Here is a 23,626-nt window from a genome sequence, read left to right as displayed (position 1 = left end):
CTTGCGTTCAGGCTGCCGAGTGGGCCTTGACCCAAGCCACGTACTTGTCCATCCAGCCCTGCAGGAATTTCTGCGTGCCTTCGTTGCCGATGTGGCCCTTGTCGTCGAACAGGCCTTCCTTGGCCTGCAGGAACACCTCGGGGCCGCCCATCGTGGGCGCGTCGAGGTACGCCAGGATGTTACGCAGGTGCTGCTGCGCCAGCGCGGTGCCGATGGCGCCCACCGAGATGCCGAGCACGCCGGTCGGCTTGCCGGCCCACACGCTCTGGCCGTAGGGGCGCGAGGCGTGGTCGATGGCGTTCTTCAGCACGCCGGGGATCGAGCGGTTGTATTCGGGCGTGACGAACAGCACGCCCTGCGCGGCGGCCACTTCGCTCTTGAGGCGCTTCACCTGCGCGGCCTGGTTGCCGTCGTCGTCCTGGTTGTACAGCGGCAGGTCGTCGATGCGCAGGGTCTCGAACGTGAAGTCCGACGGCGCGAGATGCGCCAGCGCCAGGGCCAGCTTGTGGTTGAACGAATCCTTGCGCAGGCTGCCGACGATGACGGCGATCCGGGTCTGTGCCATGGGTGGAACTCCTTGAAATGGAAAAGGCTGTCGGAATGACCGGGACGATTATGCGAAGCGCTCAAGACCTTTTCCAGAAAAGTTCATGACAACCGGCGCACCCGCCTGCGCGCGGCGCACGACCCCGTGGGCCAGCCGGTCCAGCCCGGTGCACAGCAGCCAGTAGATCGCGCCCACCAGCACGAAGATCTCCGCCGGATAGACCATGGTGCGCGCGTTCACCTGCGAGGCCACGAACGACAGTTCGCCCACGCCCACCACATACGCCAGCGAGCTGTCCTTCACGAGCGTGACCCACTGGTTGACGAACGACGGCAGCATCATCCGCAGCGCCTGCGGCAGCACGACGTGGCGCAGCGTGCCCCAGCGCGTGAGCCCGAGCGACAGCCCCGCCGCCCACTGCCCGGCCCCGATGCCGCGGATGCCCGCATGCACCGCGTGCGCCAGGTAGGCGCCGCCCACCAGCGACAGCGCGCACATCACCGACAACACGCCCGGCACGCTCACGCCCAGCGCGAACGGCAGCAAGAAGTAGGTCCAGAAGATCAGCATCAGCACCGGGATCGCACGCAGGAAGGCCAGCCCCAGCGTCAGCACGCGCTTCAGCGGCCCCCGCGCCATGGCCAGCCCGATGCCCCACGCCAGCCCCAGCAGCGCCGACGCGATGCCCGAGCCGGCGCTGAGCAGCACCGTGAGCGCCGCACCGCCCAGCTCGCCCTGCGGAAAGGCGCCCCACAGCAGGTACGGCAGGCTGTCCCACAGCATGTGCAGCGCATCGGTCATGCCGTCGCCCTCCCCGGCACCAACGATTGCCGACGCGCAGCCCACGCCGCCAGCAGCTCGATCGCGCCGATGGTCACGATGTAGAGCAGCGTCGCCACGCCGAAGGCCTGGAAGGTCTTGAAGGTTTCCGCCTCGACCTGGCGCGAGGCGTACGACAGCTCGACCAGCCCCACGGCCATCGCGAGCGAGGTGTTCTTGACGATGTTCATGTACTGCCCCAGCAGCGGCGGCAACGCGATGCGCAGCGCCTGCGGCAGCACCACCTGCGCCAGCACCTGTGCGCGCGTGAAGCCCAGCGCCTGCGCCGCCAGCGTCTGCCCCAGTGGCACGCCGCGGATGCCCGAGCGGATGTCCTCGCCCACGTAGGCGGCCGCATACAGCGTGAGCCCGAGCAGCGCCGACAGAAGCTCGAAGGAAATGAAACGTCCCGCCAGCAGCCCTTCGCGCAGCGCCTCGGGCAACAAACTGGGCGCGCCGAAGTACCAGAAGAAGAGCTGCACCAGCAGCGGCGTGTTGCGAAACAGCGAGACGTACGCGCCGCTCGCGCGCAGCCACGCGGGCCGGCTCGACGAGCGCCCCGCCGCCACGACGACGCCCAGCAGCGTGGCGCCCGCCGCCACCAGCAGCGAGGCGCCCACGGTCACGAGCCAGCCGTCGAGCAGCCAGCCGAGGTAATGGGGCGCGAGCAGGTGCTCGCGCAGGAAATCGCTCAAGGCCGCATCGATCCGGTCGTTGCGCGCCCCATCAGTTGGCGGCCACGCGCTGGTCGCCGATCTTCAGCAGGCGCGGCAGCGGCCCCTTGCTGTTCGGGCCGAACCAGGTGTCGTAGATCGCCACGGCGCGGCCGTTCTTCTCGCTGTCGACCAGCCAGGCGTTGAGCGTCTCGAGCAGGCGCGTCTCGCCCTTGGCCACGGCCGCGCCGAGGTATTCCTTCGACACCGTGATCGCCGGGATCTCGTACTTCTCCTTGTCGGGAATCGCGTTCCACTGCGCCGTGAGCTTCACGCCGTCGTTGGTGATGGCCTGCACGTTGCCGTTGCGCAGCGCGGCCAGCGCAAAGGGCGAATCGTCGTAGAGCACGACCTTGGCGTCGGGGTAGTTCTTGCGCAGGTTCGACTCCATCGTCGTGCCCTTCTCGGTGCCGATGCGGATGTCCTTGATCTGCGCGGCCTCCTTCAGCACGCCCTTCTTCGCGAGGAACTGCTGGCCGACCAGGAAGTACGGCGTGGTGAAGTCCACCGCCTTGGCGCGCTCGTCGGTGATGGTGAAGCTGGCGAACACCACGTCGGCCTTGCCCGAGGTGAGCAGCGGGATGCGGTTGGCCGGGTTGGTCGGCACCAGCTCGATCTTCACGCCCAGGCTCTTCGCGAACTCGGTCGCCAGGTCGATGTCGTGGCCCACCTGCTTCTTGCTGGCCGGATCGATGTAGCCGAAGGGCGGGTTGCCGTCGAACGCGGCCACGCGCAGCACGCCGGCCTTGCGGATGTCGTCGAGCTTGTCGGCCCAGGCGATGTTGCCCAGGGTGGTGAAGGCGCCGAGGGCCAGGGCCAGACTGGTCACGGTGAGATGTTTGGTGTTGCGGGTCATGCCTGCGCTTCGCTGGAAGTGGAAAAAGAGAGCGCGACTCTAGGCAGCGCCGCGTGCGGCGCCAACGAAGCAATTTCCGCTTGCATATGCAGCGATGAGTTGCGCATGAACAAATGACAAAAGCTTCGTGGCGCGAGACAGCGTCGATCCCTAGAGTGGCCAGCCTCTGCCTTTCGACTGACTGCTTTTTTCTTCTTCGGCTGCGCGACGCGGCCCCGCTCTTCCCATGCACTTCCCACGCTCTTCCTCACCCGCCGTCTCCCGGCGCCTTCTGCTTCGCGCCGGCGTCGGCGCCGCCGCCGTGGCCGCCTCGGCCCCGCTGTTCGCCCAGACGCGCGCCCGCACGCTGCGCATCGGTTATCAGAAGTTCAACACGCTCAACATCCTCAAGGGCACGGGCCAGCTCGAGAAGGCACTGGCGCCGGCCGGCGTGAACGTCGAGTGGCGCGAGTTCCTCGGCGGCAGCCAGCTGTCGGAAGCGCTGGCGGCCGGCGCCATCGATTTCGGCCATGCCTCCGACGGCATCGGCGTGTTCCAGCAGGCCAGCGGCAAGGGCCTGGTCTACCTCGCGGCCGAAAGCCCCTACCCCGGCGGCGTCGGCTTCCTGGTGCCGCGCGACTCGCCGATCCGCAACGTGCGCAACCTCAAGGGCAAGAAGGTCGTCACCGGCCGCGGCTACAACACGCAGTACGTGCTGATCCGCGCCCTCGAAGCGGCCGGCCTGCGCTACGAAGACATCGAGCCGGTCTACATCGTCACGGCCTCCGACACCGTGGCCGCCTACCAGTCGGGCAGCGTCGCGGCCATCGGCCTGTGGGACCCGTTCCTGGCCGGCGCGCAGGTGGCGACCGAATCGCGCCTGCTGTTCGACGGCACCGGCCTGAGCGGCAACCGCACCTACCACTTCGCGCAACCCGCCTTCGCGCGCGCCAACGCCGACACGCTGCGCACCGTGTTCGCCGAGCTGCGCAAGGCCAACGACTGGGCGCAGGCCCACCCCGGCGAGGTGGTGGCCACGCTCGCGCCGCAGCTGAAGGTCGAGCCCAAGGTGCTGGCGCTGGCGACCGAACGGCGGCACTATGGCGTCGTGGCGCTCACGCCCGCCATCGCCCGCGAACAGCAGGGCCTGGCCGACGTGTTCGCGCAGCTGAAGCTCATTCCCCAGCCCATCGCGGTGAAGGATGCGTTTCTCGACCTGAACCTTGTTTGACGACGAAACCTCTCGCCCCGTGACCCGTTCCCCTACTCATTACGACGCGATCGTCATCGGCCTGGGCGCCCTCGGCGCGGCCACCCTCTACCAGCTCTCGCAACGCGGCGCGCGCGTGCTCGGCATCGACCAATTCGCGCCGCCGCACGACCGCGGCTCCTCGCACGGCGATTCGCGCATCACGCGGCTGGCCGTCGGCGAAGGCGACGAGTACGTGCCGCTGGTGCACCGCTCGCACGCCATCTGGCGCGAACTCGAGGCGCGCACCGGCCGCCCGCTGATGACCACCACCGGTGGCCTCATCCTCGCGCCGCGCGACCGCGTGGCCGAGCACCACGGCAAGTCCGACTTCGTGCGCCGCACCATCGCCTGCGCCGAGCGCTTCGGCATCGCGCACGAGGTGCTCGACGCGGCCGGCATCCGCGCGCGCTACCCGCAGTTCCACCTGCAGGGCGACGAGATCGGCTACCTCGAACGCGACGCCGGCTTCGTGCGCCCCGAAGACGCCATCGCCGCCCAGCTCGCCGTGGCCCGCGCCGACGGCGCACAGACCCGCACCGGCGAGCGTGTGCTGAGCGTCGAGCCCGTGGGCAACGGCGACACCGTGCGTGTGCGCACCGAAACCGCGAGCTTCACCGCCGACCAGGTGGTGGTCGCAGCCGGCGCCTGGCTGCCCGAATTCCTCGGCCGGCAGGCGCGCACCGACTGGCAGGCCCACTTCTCGGTGCACCGCCAGGTGATGCACTGGTTCGACACCGGTCCCGCCGCCGCAGCCGACTTCGCGCCCGGGCGTTTTCCCATCTTCATCTGGATGTTCGGCGACGCGCAGGAAGACTACATGTACGGCTTTCCGGCCTCCGACGCGTCGCAACCCGCGCTGAAGGTCGCCACCGAGCAGTACGTCGACGCCACCACGCCCGATGCGCTCGACCGCGAGGTGAGCGCCGAGGAAAGCGCCGCCATGTACCGCCACCGCGTGGCCGGGCGCTTTCCGCAGATTGCGGGGCACGCGCTCAAGGCCCGCGCCTGCATGTACACCGTCACGCCCGACCGCCGCTTCGTGATCGACGCGCTCGACGGCCTGCCGAATGTGCTGATCGTCTCGGCCTGCTCCGGCCACGGCTTCAAGCACTCGGCCGGGCTGGGCGACGCCATCGCCGACCGCGTGCTGGGCCGCGAGAGCGCGCACGGCCTCGACCTGCGGCCCTTTGCCCGCGAGCGGCTGGCGACCTCGCAACACCCCTGAGGCGCCCGCGCGCGATCCGGGGCATCATCGCTTCCGATCTTCAGTTTCTTCGGAGGCAGCGCGCGATGCGATTCCTGATGGTGGGTGCGGGAGCACTCGGTGGTTACTTCGGCGCACGCCTGCTCGCGGCAGGCCGCGATGTGACCTTTCTACTGCGTCCCGGCCGCGCGGCCCAGCTGGCCACGACCGGGCTCGTGGTGCGCAGCCCCTTCGGCGACCTCGACCTGCCCACGCCGAAGCACGTGCTGGCCCAACAGATCGATGGCCCCTACGACGTGGTCGTGGTCGGCTGCAAGGCCTACGACCTCGACGCCACCATGGATTCGTTCGCGCCCGCCGTCGGGCCCGACACCGTCATCCTCCCGCTGCTCAACGGCCTGGGCCACATCGACCGGCTGGTCGCGCGCTTCGGCGAGGCGCGCGTGCTCGGCGGCCTGTGCATGATCTCCGCCACCCTCGACGACGAGGGCCGCGTGCAGCACCTGAACGACATGCACAGCCTGAGCTACGGTGAACGCGCGGGCGGGCGCTCGCCGCGCATCGACGCCATCGCGGCCCAGTTCGCCGGCGCGAACTTCACCGCCACCGCGAGCGAGACCATCGCGCAGGACATGTGGGAGAAGTGGGTCTTCATCGCCTCGGCCGCGGGCCTCACGAGCCTGATGCACGCCTCCATCGGCGACATCGTGGCCGCCGGCGGCGAAGACGTGGCGCTTGCGATCTTCGACGAGTGCTGCGCCATCGCCGCCCACAACGGCTTTGCCCCGCGGCCCGGCGCCCTCACGCGCGGCCGCGCAGTGGTCACGACCGCCGGCTCGCCCATGACCGCCTCGATGTACAAGGACATGGCCCGCGGCGCACGCGTCGAGGCCGACCACATCCTGGGCGACCTGCTGGCCCGCGCGCCGCGCAGCGCCTCGGCCACGCCATCGGTACTGCGCACGGCGTACGTGCATCTGAAGGCCTACGAGTTCCGGCGCGCCCGCGAGGCCGGTTGAACGGCGGCAAGCTCATGGCCGACACGCTCGCCTTCCTCCATACCGCGCAGGTGCATGTGCAGACCTTCGGCAGCCTGGCCCGCGAGATCGCGCCCGAGCTGCGCGTGCAGCACCTGGTGATGGAAGAGCTGCTCGCCGATGCGCGCACCCTGGGCGTCGACCACGCCGGCCTGGTGGCGCGCGTCCACGAGGCCATGCGCGACGCCGCCTCGGACGGCGCTTCGGTGGTCGTGTGCACCTGCTCGACCATCGGCGGCATCGCCGAAAAGACCGCCACCGGCGGCGCCTTCGCCGCCCTGCGCATCGACCGCGCCATGGCCGACCGCGCCGTGCGCAACGGCCCGCGCGTGCTGATCGTCGGCGCCGTCGAAAGCACCATCGACCCGACCCTGTCGCTCGTGCTTTCAGCCGCGCGGCAGGCCGGCGTCGGCATCCGCGCCAGCACGCTGCTGGTCGAGGACGCCTGGGTGCATTTCCAGTCCGGCGACATCGCGCGCTACGTGGCCACGCTGGCCGAATCGATCCGCGCCGCGGCCGACGGCACCGATGTGATCGTGCTGGCGCAGGCGTCGATGGCGCCGGTGACGGGGTTGCTGGCGGACCTCGGGGTCGATGTGCTCAGCAGCCCGCAGTTGGGGGTGGCGCATGCGGTGGCGACATTGCGCGCATCGAACACCGCGTGGGCGTCTGCCCGTACCGGCCTGACGGGCTGGTAGCCCCGCGGCGCGTCTAGTCCGACTTGAGGATCGTCTCCCCCTTCAACGCCCCCATGTCGCGGATGTTGAAGCGGTGGCGCTTCCACCCCGCCCAGGTGCGGCGGAAGTTGGCCAGGGAGATGCCGTAGTACAGCACCTTGAACATGCGCAGCGCGCCCCACATTGGCGTGCCCTTGTAGATGTCGCCGGCCAGCAGCGACATCAGCGCCTCCTTCACCCGGAACGGGTTGCCGGGGTACATGAACATGTCGCGGATGGTCGGGTTGGTCACGCGGTAGATGAACCACGAGTACTCGCGCGGGCCCTTGCGCATCATGGCCTCGAAGCCTTCGCGGGCGCGGGCCAGCTCGGCCGGCTGGTCGAGCGCGGTGGCCACCAGCTCGGCGCCGTCGAAGGCGCTGTGCATCGCCAGGTACACGCCCGAGGAGAACATCGGGTCGATGAAGGTGAAGGCGTCGCCCAGCAGCAGGTAGTTGTCGCCGGTGGCGTGCGTGCTCGAGTACGAGAAGTTGCCCGTGGCGTGCACGGCGTCGTCGACCAGCGTGGCGTTCTTCAGGCGGTCGGCCAGCACGGGGCACAGCGCGATGGTGTCGTAGAAGAATTCCTTCAGCGATTTTTCGCGCGTCTTCAGGTAGTAGGGCCAGCACACCGCGCCCACGCTGGTCGTGCCGTCGGCCAGCGGAATGAACCAGAACCAGCCGTGCGGAAACCAGCAGATGCTGATGTTGCCTTCCTTCTTGCCCTCGAGCCGCTCGGCATTGGTGAAGTGGCCGAACAGCGCGGTGCTGTTGTGGTCGGGGTTCTTCTGCTTGCAGCGGAATTTGTTGGCCAGCAGCGTGTCGCGGCCCGTGGCGTCGACCACGAAGCGCGCGCGCCAGCTGCGCTTGGCGCCGTCGTCCATCACGGCCTGCACGGTGGTGCCGTCGGCGTCGAAGGCCACGTCGCGCACCTTGCAGCCCTCGAAGGCCTGGGCGCCGCGCGTGGCGGCGTTGCGGAACAGCAGCTCGTCGAGCTCGGAGCGGCGCACCTGCCAGGCGGAGTCGAGCGACTTGTCCCAGCCTTCGGCGAACTCCACGTAGCTGCGGTGCTCATGCTCGGGCGAGACGAACTCGATGCCGAACTTCGGCATGCCGATCTTCTCGACCTGGTCGCGCACGCCGAGCTTGTCGAACAGCTCGACGTTCGCAGGCAGCAGCGATTCGCCGATGTGAAAACGCGGGTGGTGCTCTTTCTCGACCAGCACCACCCTGCGCCCCTGCTGCGCCAGCAGCGCCGCGACGGTCGAACCCGCGGGGCCGCCGCCGATCACGAACACATCGCAGGAATCGCTGACAGAAGAAGGAGCACCGGAAGAAGAAACCTGAGGCTGGGACATGCGAAGACAAGCAGCGTGATGGACAGCGACAGAGCATAGCGCGCCCGCATCGCACGACGCAAAACGGGCTGGCGGCGCGGGGCCGGAGGCGGCACACTGGCGGCCCGTTCAGCCCCCTACCCCTTGCGCGCCATGACCCTGCATCGCCTTGCCCTGCTCGCCACCCTCTGTGTGTCTGCCGCATGGAGCCATGCCGCGGGTTTCAGCTTCATCGAGGTGCCGGCCGACAAGGACGGGCCGGCCTTGCGCGGCGCGGTGTGGACGCCTTGCGAGGCGGCGCCCGGCGAGATCGCGTTCGGCCTGATCGCCATTTCGGCCGCCAAGGACTGCCCCGTCGCCGGCACCGGCCTGCCGCTGGTGCTGATGTCGCACGGCTCGGGCGGCTCGTTCCTCGGCCACCACGACACGGCGGCGGCGCTGGCCGACGCGGGCTTCGTGGTCGCCGCCATCAACCACCCGAACGACAACTTCCAGGACATGGAACGCCGGGGCCATCTCTCGACATTTGCCGCACGGCCCGTCGACATGCGGCGACTGGCGGATCACATGCTCAAGACGTGGCCTGGGCACACGAAGCTCGCCGCCGATCAGGTCGGCTTCTTCGGCTTCTCGCGCGGCGGCTACACCGGCCTCGTGGCAACGGGCGCGGTGCCCGACTTCAAGCTGGGCCTGCGCTTTTGCACGCCGGCGTCGAAGATTCCGTTCTGCGGCCAGATCCAGCGCCAGGAACTGCCCGCGCCGCCGGTGCGCGATGCGCGCATCAAGGCGGCGGTGATCGTCGATCCGTTGAGCTTTTTCGATGCCGAGGGGCTGAAGCAGGTCACGGTGCCCATCCAGCTCTGGGCCTCCGCGCGCGGCGGCGACGGGGTGACGCTGGACGACGTCGAAGCGGTTCGCCGCAACCTGCCTTCCGCGCCGGACTGGTACGTGCCCGCGAACACCGCGCACTTCGCCTTCCTGGCGCCCTGCGCGCCGGCCATGGCCAAGGCCTTGCCGGAGATCTGCAGCGATGCCGCTGGATTCGACCGCGTCGCCTTTCATGCCGACTTCAATGCCAAGGTGCTCGCCTTCTTCAGGCAGCACCTGGCATCGAAGCCCTGAGCCGGCTCAGCGCGTGCGCCGCTGGCCGGCGAGCCGCCGCACCACCGTCACCAGCCGGTCGATCTCGTCGAAGGTGTTGTAGAACGCCAGCGACGGCCGCACCGTGGTCTCGACACCGAAGCGCCGCAGGATCGGCTGCGCGCAGTGGTGTCCCGTGCGCACCGCGATGCCCTCGTCGTTGAGCGCGTGGCCCACCTCTTCGGTGGTGTAGCCGTCGAGCACGAACGACATCACGCTCGCCTTGTCGGCCGCCGTGCCGATCAGCCGCACGCCGGGAATCGCACCCAGTTGCGCCATGCCGTACACCAGCAGGTCGTGCTCGTAGCGCGCGATGTTCTCGATGCCGACCTTGTTCACGTAGTCGATGGCCGCGCCCAGGCCCACGGCATCGGCGATGTTGCCGGTGCCGGCCTCGAACTTGTTCGGGATCGGCTGGAACACGGTCTTCTCGAAGGTCACGTCGGCAATCATGTTGCCGCCGCCCTGCCACGGGGGCATGTCCTCGAGCACCTCGCGCTTGCCCCACACCACGCCGATGCCGGTCGGGCCGAACACCTTGTGGCCGGAGAACACGAAGAAGTCGGCGCCCAGGTCCTGCACGTCGACCCGCATGTGCGAGACCGATTGCGCGCCATCGACCAGCGCCTTGGCGCCCGCGCGGTGCGCCAGCTCGACGATCTCCTTCACCGGCACCACGGTGCCCAGCGCATTCGAGACCTGTGTGACGGCCACGATCTTCGTGCGGTCGTTCAGCAGCTTGCGGTATTCGTCGAGCAGCACCTGCCCCGAATCGTCCACCGGGATCACGCGCAGCTTCGCACCCTTGGCGGCGGCAAGCTGCTGCCACGGCACGATGTTCGCGTGGTGCTCGAGGTTCGACACGATGATCTCGTCGCCCTCGCCCACGTGCTGGCCGCCCCAGCTCTTGGCCACGAGGTTGATGGCCTCGGTGGTGCCGCGCACGAAGATCACCTCGTCGACTTCGGGGGCGTTGATGAACTTGCGCACACGCTCCCGCGCGCCTTCGTACGCATCGGTCGCGCGCGCAGCGAGTTCATGCGCCGCGCGATGGATGTTCGAGTTCTCGTGCTCGTAGAAGTACGCGATGCGATCGATGACCGACTGCGGCTTGTGCGTGGTGGCGGCGTTGTCGAACCACACGAGCTGCTTGCCGTTCACGCGCTCCTGCAGGACCGGGAAGTCGCGCCGCACGGCGTGCACATCGAACGGCGGATGCTGGCCGCTGCCGGCGAGCGGCACCGCGTCGGGACCGCGCGGATCGGGCTTGGCCGGTGTGACAAAGCCGTTGGGCAGACGCACTGCATCGACGAAGTAGAACTGCGCGTCGCGTCCGGCCGGCGCCGAAGGTGGGCTCGGTGGCAACGCGGGCTGCGCCGTCGGCGCGGCAAGGCCCGCGAACGGATCGTGGATCGCAAAGCCATCGCTGGCGGTGCCTGCCGTCGGATGCCCGTAGCTGTGGTTCAGGAAGTAGAACGGCGATGCAGAGGCTGCCTGCGGCGACGCAGGCGCCCCCACCTGCTGCGGCACGCCCTGCACCACGCCGCCCGAACGCGGCTCGAAGGCCGGCGCCACCGACAGCACCGTGTCCGGCACGCCATTGCCCGCCACCGCGTGCGGCAGCAAGGCCGGCGCGCGGTTCGCAAGCGACGGCAGCTGCGTCGGCGATGCCGGCAGCACATTGGCACCCGGAATCTGCCCTTGCGGGATCGGTGTACCCGGCACGCTCGGCCCGAAGCCGGCGGGGCTCACCAGCGGCGAGCCCGGCGGTGCGATGTTGGCGGGAAACTGCGCGCCCGGCGGCGCGGAGAACATGGCGCTGGCCATGCGCGCGAGAACGGCCGGATCGAACGGCGCCTCGCCCGGGAACGTGGGTGTGCTGCTCACCGCGGCTTACTTGTAGGTGTCGGGATAGTCGTGGTACTTGCCGATCTCGACGTCGTCGAGCACGGCCAGCGCGTCGGTGGTCAGCACCGCGAGCGAGCAGTACAGCGAGATCAGGTACGACGCGATCGCATGGTTGTTGATGCCCATGAAGCGCACCGACAGCCCCGGGCTCTGCTCGCCCGACAGGCCCGGCTGGAACAGGCCCACCACACCCTGGCGCTTGTCGCCCACGCGCAGCAGCAGGATCTTGCTCTTGCCGTCGGCCACCGGCACCTTGTTCGACGGAATCAGCGGAATGCCGCGCCAGGTGATGAACTGCGAACCGAACAGGCTCACCGTGGGCGGCGGCGTGCCGCGGCGCGTGGCTTCACGCCCGAACGCGGCAATGGCCAGCGGGTGCGTGAGGAAGAACGCGGGCTCCTTCCACACCTTGGTCAACAGCTCGTCCAGGTCGTCGGGCGTGGGCGCGCCGGTCAGCGGGAAGATGCGCTGCTCTTCGCTCACCTGCGCCAGCAGGCCGTAGTCGGGGTTGTTGATGAGCTCGCTCTCCTGGTTCTCCTTGATCGTCTCGATCGTGAGGCGCAGCTGCTCCTTGATCTGGTCGTGCGGGCTGCTGTACAGGTCGGAGATGCGGGTGTGCACGTCGAGCACGGTGCTCACGGCATTGAGGTAGTGCTCGCGCGGGTTCTCTTCGTAGTCGACGAAGGTGCGCGGCAGCTGGTTCTCTTCTTCGCGCGAGGTGCAGGTGACCTTGATCGACTCGGGGTTCTTGACCTTGTTGACGCGGTAGATGCCCGCTTCCACCGGCACCCACTGCAGCAGGTGTGTCAGCCAGCGCGGGCTGATGGTCTCGAGTTGGGGAACGGTCTTGGTGGCGTTGGCTAGCTGGCGGGCGGCGTTGTCGCCAAGGGCGGTGGTACCACCGACTGTTGCACTCATGGATCAAGGCTCCGTGGGTTGAGGAAAAAGTGATCGCCAGTGTCTGGCGACCACGGGTTTCCCCTCAACAGGCTATAGCCGCCAAGTTGATCCGCCGTGCAAGGCGCGACTGCTCCAGTTGCTCGCAACGCGCGAGCAGGTTGACGATGTTGATGCCCAGCGCGGTGGCCAGCTTCTGCGCCGTGACGATTGACGGGATCACGCGCCCGCGCTCGATTTCGCCCACGTACGAGCGGTTCAGATCGGAACGCTCGGCCAGCTCTTCCTGCGACCAGCCCTGCCCTTCGCGCAGCTGGCGCACGGTGACGCCGAAGTCTTCGACAAAGGCCTTCATACGCCGCCCGCCTTCGGTGCGCTGTTGTTCTGCAGGCTGGCCTGCGTGACGCTGGCGCCGGGCTTCACGTCGTCGGTGATCCACACGTTGCCGCCGATGACCGCGCCCTTGCCGAGCGTGACGCGGCCCAGGATGGTGGCGCCCGCGTAGATGACCACGTCGTCCTCCACCACCGGATGCCGAGGCAGGCCCTTCTGCAGGTTGCCTTCGGCGTCGGTGGGGAAGCGCTTGGCGCCGAGCGTGACGGCCTGGTACAGCCGCACGCGCTTGCCGATGACGGCCGTCTCGCCGATCACGACGCCGGTGCCGTGGTCCATGAAGAAGCCCGCATCGATCGTCGCGCCCGGGTGGATGTCGATGCCGGTCTGCGCATGTGCCAGCTCGGCCACGATGCGCGCGAGCAGCGGCAGGCCGAGCTCGTAGAGCCGGTGCGCGAGACGGTGATGGATCATCGCGAGCACGCCCGGATAGCACAGCAGCACCTCGTCGACGCTGCGCGCGGCGGGGTCGCCCTGGTAGGCCGCGAGCACGTCGCTGTCGAGCAGCCGGCGCAGGCCCGGCAGCGCGTTCGCGAACTGGCGCACGGCTTCGGTGGCTGCAGCGTCGATCTCGCTCGCGGGGCGCGGTGCCAGCCGTGCGTTGAAGTTCAGCTCGAGCCGGGCCTGCACCAGCAGCGCCTGCAGGGCGGCGTCGAGCGTGTGGCCCACGTAGAAATCCTCGCTCTCGTGGCGCAGGTCCGGCGGGCCCAGCCGCATCGGAAAGAGCGCGCCCTTGAGCGACTCGACGATCTGCGCCAGCGCATCGCGCGACGGAAACTCGCGCGCACCGGGCTCGCGTGAGCGGCGTTGCGAATCGCGCCACTCGTCGCGCACCTCGTGCAGTGCGCGCACGATGTCACTCACTTCGAATTGAGCCATGTGTTTTTTCCTCCCGTGTGTTTCTATCGATGGGGGTTCAGTCCTGCACCCACGGCAGGCCATGGAAGCGCCAGCCGTCGGCCCCGCCGCGATGCTGCCGCGCATCGATCTCGCCCTCGAAGCCTTCGAGCACGTTGAACACCTGCGTGAAGCCGGCCTTGGCCGCAGCTTCGGCCGCCAGTGCGGAGCGCTTGCCGCTGCGGCACAGCAGCAGCACCACGGCCTCCTTGCCGCCGTCTTTCGCCACCTTGGCTTCGAGCTCGCGCACGAAGCGCGGGTTGCGGGTGAGCGCGGTGCCTGTGGCCCACGCCACGTGCAGGCTGTCGGGCACGTGGCCGACGAACTTGCGCTCTTCGCCGGAGCGCACGTCCACGAGCAGGGCCTGGCCGTCCTGCACCAGTTGCCAGGCCACGGGGGGCGTCACGCCGCCGGCGTAGGGCCAGTTCTTTTCGATGGCTTGCGCGCGCGCCTGTTCGAGGGCGGGCGGCAAGGCGATGACATCTTCAACTTCCACGGACATGCGGTTCGGCTCCTGTTGTACGTTGGTCATTCCATCTTCCTTGATGGCGATAACCACCACTGTAGGAGTGCGAAGGCCAAGGTCAAACGACTCAAAAGTCGATTCTTAACAACCTTGTGATCTATGGGGTGCTGGGCGTGGGTGCTTCAGGGCAACGCTCCCGCCGACGGGGTACCTTGCTCCGCGAATGTCCCCCGCCCTTCGGGCTCCTCCTTGATTTCGCTGCGCAAGGCACCCCATCGACGTGAGCGTCATGCGCAGCGGTCGTTGATCGGCGAGCACAACGACAGCGTCCGGTGTGCTCAGGACACTGGGTGCTTCCCGCAGCGAAATCAAGGAGGAGCCGAAGGCGGGGGACATTCGCGGAGGGAAGTACCCGGTGGCCTGGGCACACGCCCCGAACCAGCAGATGTGAAAAACCCCGGCGCCAAAGACAGCACCGGGGAATCGCAAAGCCCGAGGGTCCGTCAGAGCTTGGCGATCGAAACTTCGGTCGACTTCACAAGTGCGACCACATCGGAACCCACCTTCAGCTGCAGCTCGTCGACAGAGCGCGTGGTGATGACGGAGGTGACGATGCCCCAGGCAGTTTCGACATCGACTTCGGAGACGACGTCGCCGCGGATGATCTCGCGGACCTTGCCCTTGAACTGGTTGCGGACGTTGATGGCTTGGATGGACATGGTGATTTCTCTTTCAGGGTTGACAGGGGTTGTGAGTGAAAACGGCCGACGCTCAGACGATCTCGGCCACGTCGTCGAACGCCAGCCGGGGCCCGCGTTCGAAAGTGCCGGCGTGGTCGGCCACGCCGAGGTTGACGAGGAAGTTCGCGCGATAGCGGCCGTCGGGGAAGAAGGCCTTGTCGACCAGGTCGGCGTTGAAGCCCGATTGCGGCCCCGCGTCGAGCCCGAGCGCGCGCGCCGCCAGGATCAGGTAGGCGCCCTGCAGGCTGCTGTTGCGAAAGGCCGTGGCCTGCGCGGCGTCGGCGCTCTTCTCGAAGAAGGGCTTGGCGTCGTAGGCCGGGAACTGCGTGGGCAGGTGCTCGTAGAAGCGCGTGTCGTGCGCCACGATCACCGTCACGCCGGCCTGCAGCGTCTGCGCGGTGTTGCCCGCCGACACGGCCGGCTTCAGCTTGGCCTTGGCCTCTTCGCTGCGCACGAACACGTAGCGCGCGGGCTGGGCGTTGTAGGCGGTCGGGCCCCACTTCACGAGGTCGTAGAGCTGGTGGATCAGCGCGTCAGTCACGGGCACCGGCTTGAAGGCGTGCACGGTGCGCGCCTTGCGAAACAGCTGGTCCAGCGCAGCGTCAGGGATGGCTTGCAGTGTGGTCATGTCTTGGAACACTGTGTCAGTTCGATGCGGCGGCCAGGGCCTGGTCGAGGTCGGCGATCAGGTCGTCGATGTGCTCGATGCCCACCGACAGGCGCACCGTGTCTTCCGTGACACCAGCGCGGGCCAGCTCTTCGGGCGACAGCTGCCGGTGCGTGGTCGATGCGGGATGCGTGGCCAGCGAGCGCACGTCGCCGATGTTCACCAGGCGCGTGAAGAGCTTCAGCGCATCGAGGAACTTCGCCCCACCCTCGCGACCTGCGCCGATGCCGAAGGTCAGCACGCCGCTGGACTTGCCGCCGAAGTACTTCTTCGCCAGCGGGTAGTCGGCATGGTCTTCAAGCGCGGCGTAGTTCACCCAGTTGACGGCCTTGCTCTGCTTCAGGTGCTGCGCCACCGCCAGCGCGTTGCTGCTGATGCGGTCCATGCGCAGCGCGAGCGTCTCGATGCCCTGCAGGATCAGGAAGGCGTTGAACGGCGAGATGGCCGCGCCCGTGTTGCGCAGCGGCACCACGCGCGCACGGCCGATGTAGGCGGCCGGGCCCAGCGCCTCGGTGTAGACCACGCCGTGGTAGCTCACGTCGGGCTCGTTCAGGCGCCTGAAGCGCTCCTTGTGCTCGGCCCACGGGAACTTGCCCGAATCGACAATGGCACCGCCGATGCTGGTGCCGTGGCCGCCCAGGTACTTGGTGAGCGAGTGCACCACGATGTCGGCGCCGTGCTCGATGGGCCGGCTCAGGTACGGCGAGGGCACGGTGTTGTCGACGATGAGCGGCACGCCGTGGCGGTGCGCGATTTCGGCGATGGCCGCGATGTCGGTCACGTTGCCCGCCGGGTTGCCCAGCGACTCGACGAACACCGCCTTGGTGCGCTCGTCGAACAGCTTCTCGAAACTGCTCGGGTCGCGATGGTCCGCGAAGCGCGTGGTGATGCCGAACTGCGGCAGCGTGTGGGCGAACAGGTTGTACGTGCCGCCGTAGAGCGCCGTGCTGCTGATGATGTTGTCACCGGCCTCGGCGATGGTCTGGATCGCGTAGGTCACGGCCGCCTGGCCCGAGGCCAGCGCCAGCGCCGCAATGCCGCCTTCGAGCGCGGCCACGCGCTGCTCCAGCACGTCCTGCGTCGGGTTGTTGATGCGGGTGTAGATGTTGCCCGGCACCTTCAGGTCGAACAGGTCGGCGCCGTGCTGCGCGCTGTCGAAGGCATAGGCGACGGTCTGGTAGATCGGCGGCGCGACCGCGCGGGTGGTCGGGTCGGGCGAGTAGCCGGCGTGGACCGACAGGGTTTCGAATTTCCAGTTCTGCGACATGCGACTGCCTTTCAAAGGGGGAATGGATGAAACGACTCAGATCGCCCAGCGCAAGGCATGGGCCTGGGGCGTGAGCCAGCTGGCATCGGTGCTTTCCACATCGGTCTCTTCGGACTTCTGCAGCACCCGGTCGAGGATTCGTTTTTCGATCGCGGCAAAGGCCGGGTCGCCCTGCGAGCGCGGACGCGCCAGCGCAATGTTCTCGTCGAGCGCGATGCGACCGTCCTCGATGAGGATCACGCGGTCGGCCAGCGCCACGGCTTCCTGCACGTCGTGCGTCACCAGCAGCGCGGTGAAGCGGTGGCGCTGCCACAGGTTCTCGATGAGGCGGTGCATCTCGATGCGCGTGAGCGCGTCGAGCGCGCCCAGCGGCTCGTCGAGCAGCAGCAGGCGCGGGTGGTGCACCAGCGCGCGCGCCAAGGCCACGCGCTGGCGCTGCCCGCCCGAAAGACGCGCCGGCCATTCGTTCTCGCGGTCGGCCAGGCCGACCTGCGCGAGCACTTCCTTGCCGCGCGCCTTGGCGTCGTTCGGCAGGCCCAGCGTCACGTTGTCGAGCACGCGGCGCCAGGGCAGCAGGCGCGCCTCCTGGAACATGATGCGCGTGTCGTCGTGCAGGCCGCTCACGGCCTTGCCGTCGGTGTACAGGCCGCCAGAGCTGGCTTCTTCGAGGCCTGCGATGAGCCGCAGCAGCGTGCTCTTGCCGCAACCGCTGCGCCCGACGATGGCGATGAACTGGCCCGGCTCGATGGTGAGCTGCGTGTTGCGCAGCACCTCGCGCGCGCCGTAGCGCTTGTGCAGGCCGCGCGCCTCAAGGCGCACGCCGCCGGCAATGGCTTGGGGTTGGATGTCTTTGAGAACGGCACTCATGAATTCAGGCCCCGGGGTTGAACAGCGCCACGTTCAGCGCATCGATTTTTCTGGGCAGCAGCTTCTCGGCGAAGAAGGCATCGGCGATGCGCTGCTGTTCGGCCAGCCCGCCGGCCACCACCGGCCGCACGGCGTAGCTGCGGCGGCTGTTGGCCTGCTCGATGGTCGGGGCGTCGAGCCCCCACACGGGCGCCAGCAGGGCCGCGGCTTCCTTGGGGTGCTGCTTGACCCACTTGCCGGTCTTCTCCAACTCGGCGTAGACCACGCGCAGCACGTCGGGGCGCGCCTTCGCGAACTTGGTGCTCGCCAGGTAGTAGCGCTGGTACGACGCAATGCCCGCGCCGTCGGCCAGGATGCGCACCTTCGACTGGCGCTGGGCGGCAGCCAGGAACGGGTCCCACACCACCCAGGCATCGATGGCGCCGCGCTCGAAGGCGGCGCGGCCGTCGGCCGGCGTGAGGTAGGCGGGCTCGATGTCCTTGAACGACAGGCCGGCCTTTTCGAGCGCGGCGATCAGCAGGTAGTGCGCGCCGGCCGCCTTCGCGAAACCGACCTTCCTGCCCTTGAGATCGGCCACGGTCTTGAGCGGCGACTCGTCGCGCACGACGATGGCCTGCGCGGCTGGCGATGGCGCTTCCTGCGCCAGAAAGGTCAGGTCGGCGCCGGCCGCTTGTGCGAACACAGGCACGGTGTCGGCCACGTCGGCGCTGATGTCCAGGTTGTCGAGGTTCAGCGCCTCGAGCAGCGGCAGGCCGCTGGTGAACTCGTGCCAGCTCAGCGCGACGTTGAGCGGCGCGAGCTGCTTCTCGAGCGTGCCCTGCACCTTCAACAGCGCGATCAGCGTGGACGACTTCTGGTAGCCGAAGCGCACCGTGGCGGGCCGTTGCTGCTGCGCCAGCACGGCACCTGCGCTGAGCGCACCCAGCGTCGCAATGGCGGTGCGGCGATTGATGAGAATGTGGTTCATGTGCCCTGCCCTCACTTCGCCGGCTTCTTCTGGTAGCCCGGGTGCCAGCGCAGCCACCATTGCTCCAGGCCGCGTGCGAACAGGTCTGCCAGCTTGCCGAGCAGCGCGTACAGCAGGATGCCCACAAGCACGATGTCGGTCTGCAGGAACTCGCGGGCGTTCATCGTGAGGTAGCCGATGCCAGCCTGCGCCGAGATGGTCTCGGCCACGATGAGGATCACCCACATCAGGCCCAGCGAGAAGCGCAGCCCCACGAGGATCGACGACAGCGCGCCCGGGAGGATCACCTCGCGGTACAGCTGCCAGCGCGACAGGCCGTAGGTGCGTCCCATCTCGATGAGCTGCGGGTCGACGTTGCGGATGCCGTGGAAGGTGTTCAGGTAGATCGGGAAGAACACCGACACCGAGATCAGGAAGAGCTTGGCCGACTCGTCGATGCCGAACCACAGGATCACCAGCGGAATGAGCGCCAGCGCCGGGATGTTGCGCACCATCTGGATGGTGGAGTCGAGCAGCGTCTCGAAGAACTTCACCGAGCCCGTGAGCAGGCCCAGCGCCAGCCCCACGCCACCGCCGATGGCGAGCCCCGCGAGCGCACGGCCCGCGCTCACCTTCACGTGCGTCCAGAGCTCGCCGGACACGGTGAGCGACCACGCGGCCTTGACCACGTCCAGCGGTGCCGGCAGCACGCGCGTCGAGAGCCAACCCAGCGACGAGGCGATCTGCCAGACGACGATCAGCCCCACCGGCACCAGCCACGGGATGAGCCGCTTCGCGACGTTGAGGCCGAAGCCTCGCAGCGCGCTGCCTGCATCGCCTGCGGCGTTCGATGCCGGCGCCACCGCCGGCAGTTCCTGTACTTGTTCGGTCATGCGTGTCCTCAGCTTTGGGAGACGAGTCGGGAAGGCGCGTCGAGGTTGGCGACGACCTCGCCGAAGGGGCCACTCAGCGAGCCGCCCGCGAGTTGCGTCTTCGCCTTGCGCGAGAGCAGCGGGAACACCAGCTCGGCGAAGCGGTAGGCCTCTTCGAGGTGCGGGTAGCCCGAGAAGATGAACTTGTCGATGCCCAGCGCCGCGTACTCCTCGATGCGCGCCGCCACGGTCTTGGCGTCGCCGACCAGCGCCGTGCCCGCGCCACCGCGCACCAGGCCCACGCCAGCCCAGAGGTTGGGCGCAATCTCCAGGTCGGCGCGCCCGCGCTTGGCGCCGCCGGCGTGCAACGCGGCCATGCGGCGCTGGCCTTCGGAGTCCATGCGCGCAAAGGCGGCCTGGGCGCGCGCGACGGTCTCGTCATCGACGCGGCTGATGAGCTCTTCGGCGGCTTTCCAGGCGGCGTCTTCGGTCTCGCGCACGATCACGTGCAGGCGGATGCCGAACTGCACGCTGCGGCCCTGGCGTTCGGCGCGGGCGCGCACGTCGGCGATCTTCTTCGACACTTCCGCGGGCGGCTCGCCCCAGGTCAGGTAGGCATCGACCTGCTCGGCCGCGAGGTCGTGCGCTGCGGCCGACGAGCCGCCGAACCACACGGGCGGATAGGGCTTTTGCACCGGTGGGAACAGCAGCCGCGCGCCCTTCACGCTCAGGTGCTTGCCTTCGTAGTCGTAGGTGCCGGTCTCGTGGCTGCGCGCGATGATCTCGCGCCAGATGCGGATGAACTCGGCCGACTGCTCATAGCGCGCCGCATGGTCGAGGTACACGCCGTCACCTTCCAGCTCGGCCTGGTCGCCGCCGGTGACGAGGTTCACAAGCAGGCGCCCGCCCGAGAGCCGGTCGAAGGTCGCGGCCATGCGCGCGGCCAGGCTGGGCTGGTGCAGGCCGGGGCGCACGGCCACCAGGAACTTGAGCTTCTTCGTCGCGCCGATGAGGCTGGACGCGATCACCCACGGGTCTTCGCAGGAGCGGCCGGTGGGAATCAGCACGCCTTCGTAGCCGAGGTGGTCGGCCGCGCCGGCGATCTGCTGCAGGTACGGCAGGTCGACGGCGCGCGCGCCCTCGCTCGTGCCGAGGTAACGGCTGTCGCCGTGCGTGGGGAGGAACCAGAAGATCTGCATCGGAAACTCTCGATCGTTCGTTGGCTTGCCCGTTCAGACGGCAAGCAGGAAAGGAAGGCGGCGCGCCGCGGACACGACACCCCAGGCGCGCGCCGTGATGGCCAGCACCTGGCCGGCGCGTTCGTGCAGCGCAGTCGACACGGCGGCCATCACGCGATCCCCGCGCCGGCGGCTTCGAGCACGTTGATCTTTTTGGGAATCAGCTTGAGCGCGAAGAAGGTGTCGGCGATCTGCTGCTGCTCGGCCAGGATGGCCTTGGTGATCGGGCCCGTGCCATAGGCGGTGCGGCCTTGCGACAGGTCGGCCACCGCCTTGGGCAGGCCCCAGATGGCCGACAGCTCGGTCGCCAGTTCGTTGCGGTGGGCGGCGCCCCACTGGTCGATCTTGTTGACCTCTTCGATCGCGATGGCCAGCACGTCGGCGTTCTTCGCCACGTAGTCGAGCGACGAGAAGTAGTAGGCGCGGTTGCCGACCACGCCCACGGCGTCGGCCAGGATGCGTGCGTCGAGCGACTGCTGCGCGGCGGCCAGGAACGGGTCCCAGATCACCCAGGCGTCGACCGAGCCTTTTTCGAAGGCGGCGCGCGCGTCGGCCGGCGGCAGGTAGACCAGGTTCAGGTCGCTGTACGCCAGGCCGTGCTTCTCGAACAGCTTGACGATGAAGTAGTGGACGTTCGAGCCCTTGTTGAGCGCGATCTTCTTGCCCTTGAGGTCGGCCACGGTCTGGATGGCGGAGCCCTTGGGCACCAGCACCGCCTCGGTCTTCGGGCGCGGCACCGTGGCGCCCACGTAGGCCAGCGGCGCGCCGGCGGCCTGCGCGAAGATGGGCGGCGCTTCGCCGACGTCGCCGAAGTCGATCGAGCCGACGTTCAGTGCCTCGAGCTGCACCGGGCCGGCCGTGAACTCGGTCCACTTCACGGTGGCGCCCAGCGGTGCGAGGCGCTTCTCGAGCGTGCCGCGGGCCTTGAGCACGCTCAGGTAGCCCTTCTGATGGCCGATGCGCAACTGGCGCGCGGGGCTCTGCGCCAGGGCGGCGAACGACGACGGCAGCGCGAGGGCGGCGGCCGCGCCCTGGAGCAGGCGGCGGCGGGGAATGGCAATGCGGGTCATGGAATGAGGTCCTTCGAAACTGTTCAGGGCTGGGCCGTGACAACCGCGTCGCTGACCTTGATGGGCTTGGGGATGAGCTTCAGCGCGTAGAAGGTGTCGGCGATCTGCTGCTGGTCGGCCGCGACGGCGGCGGTGATCGGCTTCACGTTGAACTCGTAGCGGCGCAGCGCCAGCTCGACCACATCGACGGGCAGACCCTGCAGCGGCGCGATCAGCTCGGCGGCCTGGCGCAGGTTCTTCTTGAGCCAGATGCCCTGCTCCACCGAATCGGCGAACAGCGCATCGATCACCTGCGGGTGCTTCTTCACGAAGCCGCGCTCGCCCAGGTAGTACTGGTAGTTGTTGACCACGTCAGGCGCGCCATCGGCCAGCACGCGGGCGCCGGTGGCTTTCTCGGCGGCGGCCTGGAACGGGTCCCAGATCACCCAGGCGTCGACGTTCTTGCTCTCGAACGCAGCGCGGCCATCGGCGGGCGCGAGGTACACGGGCTGGATGTCGGAGAGCTTCAGCCCGTTCTTCTCGAGCTGCTTCACGAGCAGGTAGTGCACGTTGCTGCCCTTGTTGAGCGCGACCTTCTTGCCCTTGAGGTCGGCCACGGAGCGAATGGGCGAATCCTTGGTGACGAGGACGGCCTCGGCGCGCGGCGCGGCCGGGTCGTAGCCGAAGTAGACGAACTTCGCCCCCGCGGCCTGCGCGAAGATGGGCGGCGCCTCGCCGACATAGCCCACGTCGACCGCGCCCACGTTCAGCCCTTCGAGCAGCTGCGGGCCGGCCGGGAACTCGACCCACTTCACGCCGAAGCCCAGCGGCGAGAGCTTCTTCTCGAGCGTGCCCTGCGCCTTCTGCAACACGAACAGGCTGGCCGACTTCTGGTAGCCGATGCGCAGCTCGCCCCTGGCCTTCGTCTGCGTCTGGGCGTGTGCCGAAGCGGCGGAGATGAAGCTCACGATCAGCGCGATGGCGGTGACGACGATGGCGCTGATGGCCAGGTCGCGCAGCGCCTGCCAGAAGGAGCGCGGCGCGACTTCGAACACGGAGTCTTCGGGAGCGACGGGGTTCATGCGGAATTCCTTGGTGCAAAAACGTGGGGCAAAGCGATCCCCCGGCCGCGCGCAGGCGGCTTCAAAAAACGGGGAACGGAAAGAGGTCTGGCCGGGGCCGGGTTCAGCGGGGAACCCGGTCGTCAGACGCTACATCGCACACGGGAAAAGGGAACCGGCTCGAAGCCATGGGTCGCCGGCAGCTTCAGGCCTTCGGTTGCGAGCACCTCGACGGCCTCGTTCAGGCGCTCCGCCAGGTCGTGGTGCACCTGGTAGGCGTTCTCGGGCGTCAGCGCGATCTGCGAATCGCTCGCGTAGACGCCCGGCAGGATGTGGCGCGCCGACAGCGACTGCAGCACGGGGCGCAGTGCGTAGTCGAGCGCGAGCATGTGGTGCGGGCTGCCGCCGGTGGCCAGTGGCAGCACCGTCTTGCCCTTGAGCGCGTTCTGCGAGAGCAGGTCGAGAAAGACCTTCAGCACGCCGCTGTAGGCCGCCTTGTAGACCGGCGTGGCCACCACGATCACGCGGGCCGCCGCCACCTGGGCAATGGCTCGCTCGATGGCCGGATGCGCCCACTCGGCCAGCAGCAGCGCCTGCGCCGGCAGGTCGCGGATCGCGAGCCGCTCGATGCGCGCATGGCGTTGGGCCAGCCGCTCGCCCACCGCGTCGAGCAAGGCGGTGGAGCGGGACGGGGCCGAGGGGCTGCCGGCAATCAGGAGAACGGACACGAGAAACTTTCGTTGGGCTTCAGGAGAAATT

25 protein-coding genes are annotated in these 23,626 nt (G+C 68.5%); 5 read left to right on the top strand and 20 right to left on the bottom strand.

Annotated elements, in window-relative coordinates:
* Positions 1–7 precede the first annotated feature (7 nt).
* The 4 genes from ACAM52_RS10100 to ACAM52_RS10085 are packed head-to-tail and all read right to left on the bottom strand — an operon-like array spanning position 8 to position 2,908.
* Positions 8–565 carry an NADPH-dependent FMN reductase gene (locus tag ACAM52_RS10100; protein WP_062470062.1) on the bottom strand — a complete coding sequence of 186 codons (558 nt, stop codon included), beginning with the start codon at positions 563–565 and terminating at the stop codon, positions 8–10.
* A gap of 48 nt (positions 566–613) precedes the next feature.
* A complete protein-coding gene (locus ACAM52_RS10095; RefSeq protein WP_095745447.1) occupies positions 614–1,348 on the bottom strand; it encodes an amino acid ABC transporter permease in 735 nt (244 codons plus the stop codon).
* The gene (locus ACAM52_RS10090; protein WP_369646914.1) at positions 1,345–2,061 is read right to left on the bottom strand and encodes an amino acid ABC transporter permease; all 717 of its coding nucleotides are present in this window, start codon (positions 2,059–2,061) and stop codon (positions 1,345–1,347) included. Before ACAM52_RS10090 ends, ACAM52_RS10095 begins: the two co-directional genes overlap by 4 nt.
* Positions 2,062–2,092: 31 nt before the next feature.
* Positions 2,093–2,908, bottom strand: coding sequence for a transporter substrate-binding domain-containing protein (locus tag ACAM52_RS10085; RefSeq protein WP_369646913.1), 816 nt, complete (start codon positions 2,906–2,908; stop codon positions 2,093–2,095).
* A gap of 253 nt (positions 2,909–3,161) precedes the next feature.
* Between ACAM52_RS10085 and ACAM52_RS10080 the strand changes: the two genes are divergently transcribed.
* The 4 genes from ACAM52_RS10080 (at position 3,162) to ACAM52_RS10065 (ending at position 7,105) form a co-directional block, all read left to right on the top strand.
* Positions 3,162–4,145, top strand: a complete 984-nt coding sequence (locus ACAM52_RS10080; RefSeq protein WP_369646912.1) for an aliphatic sulfonate ABC transporter substrate-binding protein — start codon at positions 3,162–3,164, stop codon at positions 4,143–4,145.
* A gap of 19 nt (positions 4,146–4,164) precedes the next feature.
* A complete protein-coding gene (gene solA / locus ACAM52_RS10075; RefSeq protein WP_369646911.1) occupies positions 4,165–5,391 on the top strand; it encodes an N-methyl-L-tryptophan oxidase in 1,227 nt (408 codons plus the stop codon).
* Positions 5,392–5,456: 65 nt separating this feature from the next.
* Positions 5,457–6,389, top strand: coding sequence for a 2-dehydropantoate 2-reductase (panE, locus tag ACAM52_RS10070; RefSeq protein WP_369646910.1), 933 nt, complete (start codon positions 5,457–5,459; stop codon positions 6,387–6,389).
* Positions 6,390–6,403: 14 nt separating this feature from the next.
* Positions 6,404–7,105, top strand: a complete 702-nt coding sequence (locus ACAM52_RS10065) for an aspartate/glutamate racemase family protein (protein WP_369646909.1) — start codon at positions 6,404–6,406, stop codon at positions 7,103–7,105.
* A 13-nt stretch (positions 7,106–7,118) separates the two neighbouring features.
* Here the strand turns inward: ACAM52_RS10065 and ACAM52_RS10060 are convergent, their stop codons facing one another.
* Positions 7,119–8,480, bottom strand: a complete 1,362-nt coding sequence (locus tag ACAM52_RS10060; protein ID WP_369646908.1) for a tryptophan 7-halogenase — start codon at positions 8,478–8,480, stop codon at positions 7,119–7,121.
* Between the two features lie 132 nt (positions 8,481–8,612).
* Between ACAM52_RS10060 and ACAM52_RS10055 the strand changes: the two genes are divergently transcribed.
* Complete coding sequence (locus ACAM52_RS10055) at positions 8,613–9,581, top strand: alpha/beta hydrolase family protein (protein WP_369646907.1); 969 nt, start codon at positions 8,613–8,615, stop codon at positions 9,579–9,581.
* A 6-nt stretch (positions 9,582–9,587) separates the two neighbouring features.
* On the opposite strand, the gene ACAM52_RS10050 is transcribed toward ACAM52_RS10055, so the two are convergent.
* The 15 genes from ACAM52_RS10050 to ssuE form a co-directional block, all read right to left on the bottom strand.
* On the bottom strand, positions 9,588–11,426 hold the full coding sequence (locus tag ACAM52_RS10050) for a family 2A encapsulin nanocompartment cargo protein cysteine desulfurase (protein WP_369647715.1): 1,839 nt from the start codon (positions 11,424–11,426) through the stop codon (positions 9,588–9,590).
* 66 nt (positions 11,427–11,492) lie between these two features.
* The gene (locus ACAM52_RS10045) at positions 11,493–12,425 is read right to left on the bottom strand and encodes a family 2A encapsulin nanocompartment shell protein (RefSeq protein ID WP_042579703.1); all 933 of its coding nucleotides are present in this window, start codon (positions 12,423–12,425) and stop codon (positions 11,493–11,495) included.
* 64 nt (positions 12,426–12,489) lie between these two features.
* Entirely contained in the window at positions 12,490–12,759 is a 270-nt protein-coding gene (locus ACAM52_RS10040; protein WP_062470032.1) for a helix-turn-helix domain-containing protein, read from the bottom strand.
* Positions 12,756–13,676 (bottom strand): serine O-acetyltransferase EpsC, encoded by a 921-nt coding sequence (gene epsC / locus ACAM52_RS10035; RefSeq protein WP_070060834.1) that lies wholly within the window; start codon positions 13,674–13,676, stop codon positions 12,756–12,758. The genes ACAM52_RS10040 and epsC overlap by 4 nt, the downstream gene beginning before the upstream one ends.
* Positions 13,677–13,713: 37 nt before the next feature.
* On the bottom strand, positions 13,714–14,196 hold the full coding sequence (locus ACAM52_RS10030) for a rhodanese-like domain-containing protein (RefSeq protein ID WP_369647714.1): 483 nt from the start codon (positions 14,194–14,196) through the stop codon (positions 13,714–13,716).
* Between the two features lie 467 nt (positions 14,197–14,663).
* A complete protein-coding gene (locus ACAM52_RS10025; protein ID WP_007829250.1) occupies positions 14,664–14,879 on the bottom strand; it encodes a molybdopterin-binding protein in 216 nt (71 codons plus the stop codon).
* 52 nt (positions 14,880–14,931) lie between these two features.
* Positions 14,932–15,528 (bottom strand): malonic semialdehyde reductase, encoded by a 597-nt coding sequence (locus ACAM52_RS10020; protein WP_062470026.1) that lies wholly within the window; start codon positions 15,526–15,528, stop codon positions 14,932–14,934.
* Between the two features lie 16 nt (positions 15,529–15,544).
* A complete protein-coding gene (locus tag ACAM52_RS10015) occupies positions 15,545–16,834 on the bottom strand; it encodes an O-acetylhomoserine aminocarboxypropyltransferase/cysteine synthase family protein (RefSeq protein WP_369646906.1) in 1,290 nt (429 codons plus the stop codon).
* Between the two features lie 36 nt (positions 16,835–16,870).
* Complete coding sequence (locus tag ACAM52_RS10010; RefSeq protein WP_369646905.1) at positions 16,871–17,701, bottom strand: ATP-binding cassette domain-containing protein; 831 nt, start codon at positions 17,699–17,701, stop codon at positions 16,871–16,873.
* Positions 17,702–17,705: 4 nt separating this feature from the next.
* Entirely contained in the window at positions 17,706–18,668 is a 963-nt protein-coding gene (locus ACAM52_RS10005) for an aliphatic sulfonate ABC transporter substrate-binding protein (RefSeq protein WP_369646904.1), read from the bottom strand.
* Between the two features lie 11 nt (positions 18,669–18,679).
* The gene (gene ssuC / locus ACAM52_RS10000) at positions 18,680–19,540 is read right to left on the bottom strand and encodes an aliphatic sulfonate ABC transporter permease SsuC (RefSeq protein ID WP_369646903.1); all 861 of its coding nucleotides are present in this window, start codon (positions 19,538–19,540) and stop codon (positions 18,680–18,682) included.
* An 8-nt stretch (positions 19,541–19,548) separates the two neighbouring features.
* Positions 19,549–20,718 (bottom strand): FMNH2-dependent alkanesulfonate monooxygenase, encoded by a 1,170-nt coding sequence (gene ssuD, locus ACAM52_RS09995; RefSeq protein WP_070060840.1) that lies wholly within the window; start codon positions 20,716–20,718, stop codon positions 19,549–19,551.
* Positions 20,719–20,867: 149 nt separating this feature from the next.
* Positions 20,868–21,827 (bottom strand): sulfonate ABC transporter substrate-binding protein, encoded by a 960-nt coding sequence (locus ACAM52_RS09990; RefSeq protein WP_159271670.1) that lies wholly within the window; start codon positions 21,825–21,827, stop codon positions 20,868–20,870.
* Positions 21,828–21,850: 23 nt separating this feature from the next.
* Positions 21,851–22,888 (bottom strand): sulfonate ABC transporter substrate-binding protein, encoded by a 1,038-nt coding sequence (locus ACAM52_RS09985; protein WP_369646902.1) that lies wholly within the window; start codon positions 22,886–22,888, stop codon positions 21,851–21,853.
* Between the two features lie 122 nt (positions 22,889–23,010).
* On the bottom strand, positions 23,011–23,595 hold the full coding sequence (ssuE, locus tag ACAM52_RS09980; RefSeq protein WP_070060842.1) for an NADPH-dependent FMN reductase: 585 nt from the start codon (positions 23,593–23,595) through the stop codon (positions 23,011–23,013).
* Positions 23,596–23,626: the final 31 nt, after the last annotated feature.

It is taken from the genome of Variovorax sp. V118 (assembly GCF_041154445.1).
Lineage (GTDB): Bacteria > Pseudomonadota > Gammaproteobacteria > Burkholderiales > Burkholderiaceae_C > Variovorax > Variovorax boronicumulans.
This window is presented reverse-complemented; position numbering and strand designations above follow the sequence as displayed.

Bases quoted from the DNA above. Each gene is read 5' to 3' on its own strand.
- ACAM52_RS10100 (WP_062470062.1), bottom strand. From the start codon at position 565: ATGGCACAGACCCGGATCGCCGTCATCGTCGGCAGCCTGCGCAAGGAT.
- ACAM52_RS10045 (WP_042579703.1), bottom strand. From the start codon at position 12,425: ATGAGTGCAACAGTCGGTGGTACCACCGCCCTTGGCGACAACGCCGCC.
- ssuC (WP_369646903.1), bottom strand. From the start codon at position 19,540: ATGACCGAACAAGTACAGGAACTGCCGGCGGTGGCGCCGGCATCGAAC.
- ACAM52_RS10050 (WP_369647715.1), bottom strand. From the start codon at position 11,426: ATGGCCAGCGCCATGTTCTCCGCGCCGCCGGGCGCGCAGTTTCCCGCC.
- ACAM52_RS10055 (WP_369646907.1), top strand. From the start codon at position 8,613: ATGACCCTGCATCGCCTTGCCCTGCTCGCCACCCTCTGTGTGTCTGCC.
- ACAM52_RS10040 (WP_062470032.1), bottom strand. From the start codon at position 12,759: ATGAAGGCCTTTGTCGAAGACTTCGGCGTCACCGTGCGCCAGCTGCGC.
- ssuD (WP_070060840.1), bottom strand. From the start codon at position 20,718: ATGCAGATCTTCTGGTTCCTCCCCACGCACGGCGACAGCCGTTACCTC.
- epsC (WP_070060834.1), bottom strand. From the start codon at position 13,676: ATGGCTCAATTCGAAGTGAGTGACATCGTGCGCGCACTGCACGAGGTG.
- ACAM52_RS10065 (WP_369646909.1), top strand. From the start codon at position 6,404: ATGGCCGACACGCTCGCCTTCCTCCATACCGCGCAGGTGCATGTGCAG.
- ACAM52_RS10030 (WP_369647714.1), bottom strand. From the start codon at position 14,196: ATGTCCGTGGAAGTTGAAGATGTCATCGCCTTGCCGCCCGCCCTCGAA.
- ACAM52_RS10020 (WP_062470026.1), bottom strand. From the start codon at position 15,528: ATGACCACACTGCAAGCCATCCCTGACGCTGCGCTGGACCAGCTGTTT.
- ACAM52_RS09990 (WP_159271670.1), bottom strand. From the start codon at position 21,827: ATGACCCGCATTGCCATTCCCCGCCGCCGCCTGCTCCAGGGCGCGGCC.
- ACAM52_RS10005 (WP_369646904.1), bottom strand. From the start codon at position 18,668: ATGAACCACATTCTCATCAATCGCCGCACCGCCATTGCGACGCTGGGT.
- ACAM52_RS10025 (WP_007829250.1), bottom strand. From the start codon at position 14,879: ATGTCCATCCAAGCCATCAACGTCCGCAACCAGTTCAAGGGCAAGGTC.
- ACAM52_RS10015 (WP_369646906.1), bottom strand. From the start codon at position 16,834: ATGTCGCAGAACTGGAAATTCGAAACCCTGTCGGTCCACGCCGGCTAC.
- ACAM52_RS09985 (WP_369646902.1), bottom strand. From the start codon at position 22,888: ATGAACCCCGTCGCTCCCGAAGACTCCGTGTTCGAAGTCGCGCCGCGC.
- ACAM52_RS10095 (WP_095745447.1), bottom strand. From the start codon at position 1,348: ATGACCGATGCGCTGCACATGCTGTGGGACAGCCTGCCGTACCTGCTG.
- ACAM52_RS10060 (WP_369646908.1), bottom strand. From the start codon at position 8,480: ATGTCCCAGCCTCAGGTTTCTTCTTCCGGTGCTCCTTCTTCTGTCAGC.
- panE (WP_369646910.1), top strand. From the start codon at position 5,457: ATGCGATTCCTGATGGTGGGTGCGGGAGCACTCGGTGGTTACTTCGGC.
- ACAM52_RS10080 (WP_369646912.1), top strand. From the start codon at position 3,162: ATGCACTTCCCACGCTCTTCCTCACCCGCCGTCTCCCGGCGCCTTCTG.
- ACAM52_RS10010 (WP_369646905.1), bottom strand. From the start codon at position 17,701: ATGAGTGCCGTTCTCAAAGACATCCAACCCCAAGCCATTGCCGGCGGC.